The organism is Collimonas sp., from assembly GCF_044339385.1.
GTDB lineage: Bacteria > Pseudomonadota > Gammaproteobacteria > Burkholderiales > Burkholderiaceae_D > Collimonas.
The window spans coordinates 34,914-41,655 of the sequence record NZ_JBIIVN010000003.1 but is presented as its reverse complement, the minus strand read 5'-3'; the positions used below and the strand labels follow the sequence as shown (position 1 = coordinate 41,655).

Sequence of the window (6,742 nt, the reverse complement as noted above, 5' to 3'; positions counted from 1 at the left end):
AAGAAGTGGACGATGCCATTGCGGGACTGGAAGGGAGCACTTAACCGCTTCACTATCCAGTTTGAAGAACGGATGAAGCCGAATTAAACGAAATTCCGTTTACACAAAATCCAGCACACCCTCCGGCTCATAGCAGGCTTGATCGCCTGCCTGACATTAACCGTTGCCGCATGCCAAACTGCATTGCACAGCCCTTTGCGGAAGTCCCCATGGCTCTCAAGCGGAAGTCACTTAGTCCAATGAGTATCACCGGAATGACTACCAACTATTTTGCACCACTCTGTCAACGCGGCATCAAGCGACGTACTTTGAATAATTCGCCAAAAATCAGTATGTGTTTCTGGCAAGACTTTGTGCAATATCCGCTTTAACCATACCAAGCGAACAAATGTCCAGACGCTCTGGATGTATATTTTTAAAATTAACGCCTACTTTATCGTGTTTATCTATTGTCAACCAAGCACTAAGGCCGCAACACATATTTGTTTTCGCTGACGCATTCATAGCGCTGCAAAATATTGCCGCTGTCGTCGGCGCTCTCCAGATACACATTGAACTGCCACAGGCGCGCCATGTGCCGCAGCATTTCATCGGTGCCATCGGCAAGCGGCCGGCCGTCGCTGCGGAAATGCCGCAAGGTCAGGCTGCGGTCGCCGCGGGTGTTGACCGACCAGACCTGGATATTCGGTTCGCGATGATTGAGATCGTATTGACGCGACAGCGCCTGCCGCACGTATTGGTAGCCGGAACCATTATGGATCGCTGAGACTTCCAGCTCGCTGCGGGTGTCATCGTCGAGCACTGCAAACAGCCGCATGTCGCGGATCAGTTTGGGCGACAGATATTGCGCGACAAAACTTTCATCCTTGAAGTTGCGCATCGCGTAATGCAAGGTGTCGAGCCAAGGCGTATTAACCAGTTCGGGAAACCATTCACGGTCTTCATCGGTCGGATTTTCACATATGCGGCGGATATCGCTCATCATTGCGAACCCGAGCGCGTAAGGATTGATGCCACTGTAGTACGACTTGGTTACCGGCGGCTGATACACCACATTGCTATGCGAATGGAGGAACTCCATCATGAAGCCATCGGTCAGACGGCCTTCATCGTATAACGTATTCAGTATCGTGTAGTGCCAGAATGTCGCCCAGCCTTCGTTCATGACCTGAGTCTGGCGCTGCGGGTAGAAATACTGTGCAATCTTGCGCACGATACGAATCACCTCGCGTTCCCAGGACTCCAGCAAAGGCGAATTTTTCTCGGCAAAATACAACAGGTTTTCTTGCGGCTCAGGCGGGAAACGGCCTTCTACCTTCTCTGCTGCTTCGGCCTTCTTTTCCGGCAAGGTGCGCCATAATTCATTGACTTGCGACTGCATGTACTCGGCGCGCTCGCGGCGCTGCGCACGCTCTTTTTCCAGCGACAATTTTTGCGGCCGCTTGTAGCGATCGACGCCATAGTGCATCAATGCGTGACAGGAATCCAGCAGCTCCTCAACTTTGGCAAAGCCGTAGCGCTCTTCGCACTCGGCAATATAACTCTTGGCATACACCAGATAGTCGATGATGGCGTGGGCATCGGTCCACAACTGGAACAGATAGTTACCCTTGAAAAAAGAGTTATGTCCATACGCCGCATGCGCGATCACCAGCGCCTGCATGGTCATCGTATTTTCTTCCATCAGATAGGCGATGCAGGGATTCGAATTGATGACGATTTCGTAGGCCAGGCCCATCTGGCCGCGCTTGTAGTCGCGCTCTGTCATCAGGAAATGCTTGCCGAAAGACCAGTGCCGGTAATTCACCGGCATGCCCGCCGAAGCATAGGCGTCCATCATCTGTTCGGCGCTAATGATCTCCAGCTGAATCGGATAGATATCCAGTTTGTAACGCGCCGCGACACGGGCAATTTCATCGTTGTACTGTTCGATCAGATCGAAACTCCAATCAGACGGACAAGGCAGCTTTTGATTGATCAGACGGTCGTTCATGTCTGCACCTACTTCTCGAATAATTCGCGGAAGACCGGATAGATTTCGCTGGCAGTCTGCACCTTCTTCATTGCAAACTGCGGATTGACCGCAGCGATCTGCTGATATTCGGTCCATAGATTCTGTTCTTCGACGGTCACCTGGATATACGCAAAATAGCGCGAACGCGGCAGGATTTCCTGTTCCAGCAGTTGCCGGCACTTAGGTGAATCGTCATTCCAGTTATCGCCGTCCGACGCCTGGGCGCCATAAATATTCCAGTGTCCGGGCGGATAGCGGGCATCGATGATCTGCTTCATCAGCTCCAGTGCGCTCGACACTACCGTGCCACCGCTTTCCTGCGAATGAAAAAAGGTATCTTCATCGACCTCGTCGGCACGCGTGTGGTGACGGATAAAAACCACTTCGATATGTTCGTAATTACGGGTCAGGAACAAATACAGCAGAATGAAGAAGCGCTTCGACAGATCCTTGCGCTGCTCATCCATCGAGCCCGACACATCCATCACGCAAAACATCACGGCGCGGCTAGAGGGTTGCGGCACCTTGACCCGGTTGACGTAGCGCAGATCGAAAGGATCGATAAACGGGATGCGCCAGATGCGCCCCTTCAGGTGATGGATATCGTCTTCGAGCCGCTTGATCTCATCGCACCGGTCTTGCGGATCGGCCTTGAGCGTCTCCATCAGCTTCTCCAGCTCGCGCAGCTTGACCACCAGCGGTGAACCTAATGCAATGCGCCGCCCCAGCGAACTGCGCAGCGAACGTACGATATCGATATTGTTGGGGGTGCCATCGGTTGAGTAACCGGCGCGCATGTTCTTCCAGCTAGGCACTGCGATCAGGTTGGTTTTGATCAGGCGCGGCAACTCCAGGTCTTCAAAGAAGTACTGCATGAATTCTTCGCGCGACAACTGAAATACGAAATCATCCTCGCCTTCGCCCTGATCGCTAGCTGAACTGCCGCCGCCACCGCTGCCGCCCTGAGGGCGAGCAATGCGATCACCTTGCAGATAATCCTGATTGCCGGGATGAACCATTTCGCGCTTGCCGCCCGGCCCGTGGCCAAATACCGGCTCACCGATGCCCTTGCGCGGAATGCTGATGCTCTTGGCGTTCTCGATTTCCTTGATGATGCCACGGTCACGCACCGCTTCGGTCACCGAACGATGGATGGCGGCCCGGAAGCGCCTTAAGAAGCGCTCCCGATTGGCAATACTCTTGTTCTTGCCAGAAAGTCTACGGTCGATTATCTGATGCAACACGGTCGGCTCTCCTGGTCGGAATGCATCTGGTGAGCTGCCGGTAACAGGAACTTAACTTTATGCCGCTTACCGGCGATTCACCTTATGACGATTTGCGCACACGCAGATACCATTCGCACAGCAAGCGCACCTGTTTTGGCGTATAACCTTTGCTGACCATGCGATTGACAAAATCTTCGTGCTTGCGTAATTCTTCGTTGGAACCCTTGGCATTGAATGAGATAACGGGAAGCAAGTCCTCGGTATTCGAGAACATTTTCTTTTCGATCACCACACGCAATTTCTCGTAACTGGTCCACAACGGATTCTTGCCGGCATTCGAGACCCGCGCGCAATACAAAGTTGACAATTTCGTTACGAAAATCCTTCGGGTTACTAATGCCGGCGGGTTTCTCGATCTTTTCCAACTCGGCATTCAGTGCCGCACGGTCAAAACTCTCACCGGTGTCGTGATCGCGGAATTCCTGATCCTGAATCCAGAAGTCTGCATAGGTCACATAGCGGTCGAAAACATTCTGACCATATTCGGAATACGACTCCAGATAAGCGGTCTGGATTTCCTTACCGATGAATTCGGCATAACGCGTCGCCAGCGTATCCTTGACGTAGGAAAGGTACTTCTGCTCTACCTCTTGCGGGAATTGCTCGCGTTCGATCTGCTGCTCCAGCACATACATCAGATGCACCGGACTGGCCGCGACTTCGGTCGAATCGAAGTTGAACACGCGCGACAATATCTTGAACGCGAAACGCGTCGATACGCCGGTCATGCCTTCATCAACGCCGGCATAGTCACGATATTCCTGGAACGACTTGGCTTTCGGATCGCTATCTTTCAGATTCTCGCCGTCATAGACCTGCATCTTCGAGAAGATACTCGAATTTTCCGGTTCGCCAAGACGCGTCAGAATCGAGAACTGCGCCATCATCTTCAGCGTACCCGGCGCGCAGACCGCCTTGCCCAGCGACGATGTGCGGATCAGCTTTTCATAAATCTTGATTTCCTCGGAAACCCACAGGCAATAAGGGACCTTGACGATATAGATGCGGTCGAGCAGCGCCTCGTTATTTTTGTTGTTGCGGAAGGCTTTCCACTCCGATTCGTTCGAGTGCGCCAGGATGATGCCGTCGAAAGGAATCGCGCCAAAACCTTCTGTGCCCTTGAAATTGCCTTCCTGCGTCGCGGTCAGCAAAGGATGCAATACCTTGATCGGCGCCTTGAACATTTCAACGAATTCCAGCAAGCCCTGGTTCGACAGGCACAACCCGCCGGAATAGCTGTAGGCGTCGGCATCGTCTTGCGAATATTGCTCCAGCTTGCGGATATCGACCTTGCCGACCAGGGTTGAGATGTCCTGGTTGTTTTCGTCGCCCGGTTCGGTCTTGGAAATCGCAATCTGCCGCAAGATCGACGGATAACGTTTCACCACGCGGAACTTGCGGATATCGCCGTTGAATTCGTGCAGGCGCTTGACAGCCCAGGGGCTCAGGATTGACTTCAGGTAACGGCGTGGAATGCCATACTGTTCTTCCAGGATAGCGCCATCTTCTTCGTAATCGAACAGGCCGAGCGGCGACTCATTGACCGGCGATCCTTTCAGCGAATAAAACGGCACGTGCTCCATCAACTGCTTGAGGCGCTCGGCGATCGACGATTTACCGCCGCCGACCGGGCCCAGCAAATAGAGAATTTGTTTGCGCTCTTCCAGGCCTTGCGCAGCATGGCGGAAATAAGCCACCACCTGCTCGATCACCTCTTCGGCACCGTAGAATTCCTTGAATGCCGGATAGACCTTGAGGGCCTTGTTGGCAAAGATGCGCGACAACGATGGATCATGGCGCGTGTCGACCTGTTGCGGTTCGCCTATCGCCATCAGCATGCACTCCCCAGCTGTCGCATAACAGCTTGGATCGTTCTTACAAAGCGACAGATACTCTTCTAGTGAAAATCCTTCTTCTCTGGTTTTGTCGAACCGGCTCGCAAAGCTGCTTTAGATATCCATATCACCCCCCCGCATCAACGATGTTGCGAAAACAAACTGAACGAATCTTTCTACCAAATTTGACTACTTCCGAAGCGCGCAGTTCCGAGATGAAACCCCGCAGCTTTCGCAGGATCCGGAAGACGCCGACACGATCTGATTCTATATCTTTTTCCTGCTTGTAACAGGGATTTCTCTGTGAACACACAAACAGTTTAAATGTGACGCATTTTCTCTGCATATCATTTCTGATTCCACGGTGCGACCTTAAACAGAATCAACATGCCCGGCAACGCCAGCACAAAGCATAAAATAAAAAAATGAAACCAGCCTGTTTGAGTAACGATGTAACCTACCGATGAGTTGACAAAGGTGCGCGGCACCGCGGCAAGACTGGTAAACAATGCGTACTGCGTAGCAGTGTAACGCGGATCGGTAGTGCGGGCGATATAGGCAACAAAAGCGGCCGTACCGAGGCCAACGCCAAACGCCTCGCCGCCAATCACGAGCGCCAAAACGAAAGGATCTGGCCCGATCTGCGCCAGCCAAGCAAAGCCGAGAATCGTCACCGCTTGCACCACACCGAAAATCCACAACGCCCGATTGATGCCGATCCTGACCATCCATATGCCGCCGATCAAACCACCGATCAGACTGGCCCAGAGGCTGGTCGTCTTGGAAATCACGCCGATTTGCGTCAGCGAAAAACCCAGATCAATATAAAATCTGGTAGCAAGGGCGGTGGCCATGCTGTCGCCGAGCTTGTACAGGAAAATGAATCCAAGTACCCACAGCGCGCCGCGCCAGCCGTCTCGGGCGATGAATTCCTGGAACGGCAAGACTACCGCCTCGCGGATATTCTTCGGCGGCGAACCGTACACGTCCGGCTCCTTAATCAGTAAGGTGCAGATCAGACCGGGCAACATGAACGCGGCAGTAATCCAGAACACCGCCTGCCAACTCATATGATCGGCGAGGAACAGCGACAGCGCTCCCGGCACCATGCCGGCCACCTTGTAAGCATTGACGTTGATCGCCGCGCCCAGGCCCTGCTCACTATCCGGCAGGATTTCGCGGCGATAGGCGTCGATCACAATATCCTGGCTGGCCGACAGGAACGCCACCACTGAAGCGACGAAAGCGATCCCTGCCACTTGCGTGTGCGGATCAAGCATGCCCATGCCGCCGATGGCGACGAACAGGCTGACCTGGGTCAGCATCATCCAGCTGCGCCGACGTCCCAGCTTGCCGAAATGGAACCGGTCCATCAGTGGCGACCAGAGGAACTTCCAGGTATACGGGAACATGACCAGCGCGAACAGCCCGAGCGCTTTGACGTCAAGACCCGACTTGCTTAACCAGGCTTGCAACAAACTCAGCAGGATGAACAAAGGCAAGCCGGAAGTGAAGCCGAGGAAGGCGCAAATCAGCATGCGCCGGTTGAGATAGTGATGCCAGGGATTTGAATTTGATGTCATGAGTGCGCCCGCGACAGCGGGAAG

3 protein-coding genes and 1 pseudogene are annotated in these 6,742 nt (G+C 53.5%); all 4 read right to left on the bottom strand.

The genetic code is table 11. The annotated features are described in order from the left end of the window. Window positions 1-463: 463 nt before the first annotated feature. Entirely contained in the window at window positions 464-1,993 is a 1,530-nt protein-coding gene (locus tag ACIQ0R_RS00625) for a SpoVR family protein (protein ID WP_395822652.1), read from the bottom strand. A gap of 8 nt (window positions 1,994-2,001) precedes the next feature. Next, on the bottom strand, window positions 2,002-3,258 hold the full coding sequence (locus ACIQ0R_RS00620; protein ID WP_395822650.1) for a YeaH/YhbH family protein: 1,257 nt from the start codon (window positions 3,256-3,258) through the stop codon (window positions 2,002-2,004). An 82-nt stretch (window positions 3,259-3,340) separates the two neighbouring features. After that, window positions 3,341-5,249: pseudogene (locus tag ACIQ0R_RS00615) on the bottom strand (PrkA family serine protein kinase); the annotation flags it as partial. A gap of 233 nt (window positions 5,250-5,482) precedes the next feature. Continuing rightward, window positions 5,483-6,718 (bottom strand): AmpG family muropeptide MFS transporter, encoded by a 1,236-nt coding sequence (locus tag ACIQ0R_RS00610; protein WP_395822648.1) that lies wholly within the window; start codon window positions 6,716-6,718, stop codon window positions 5,483-5,485. Window positions 6,719-6,742 lie beyond the last annotated feature (24 nt).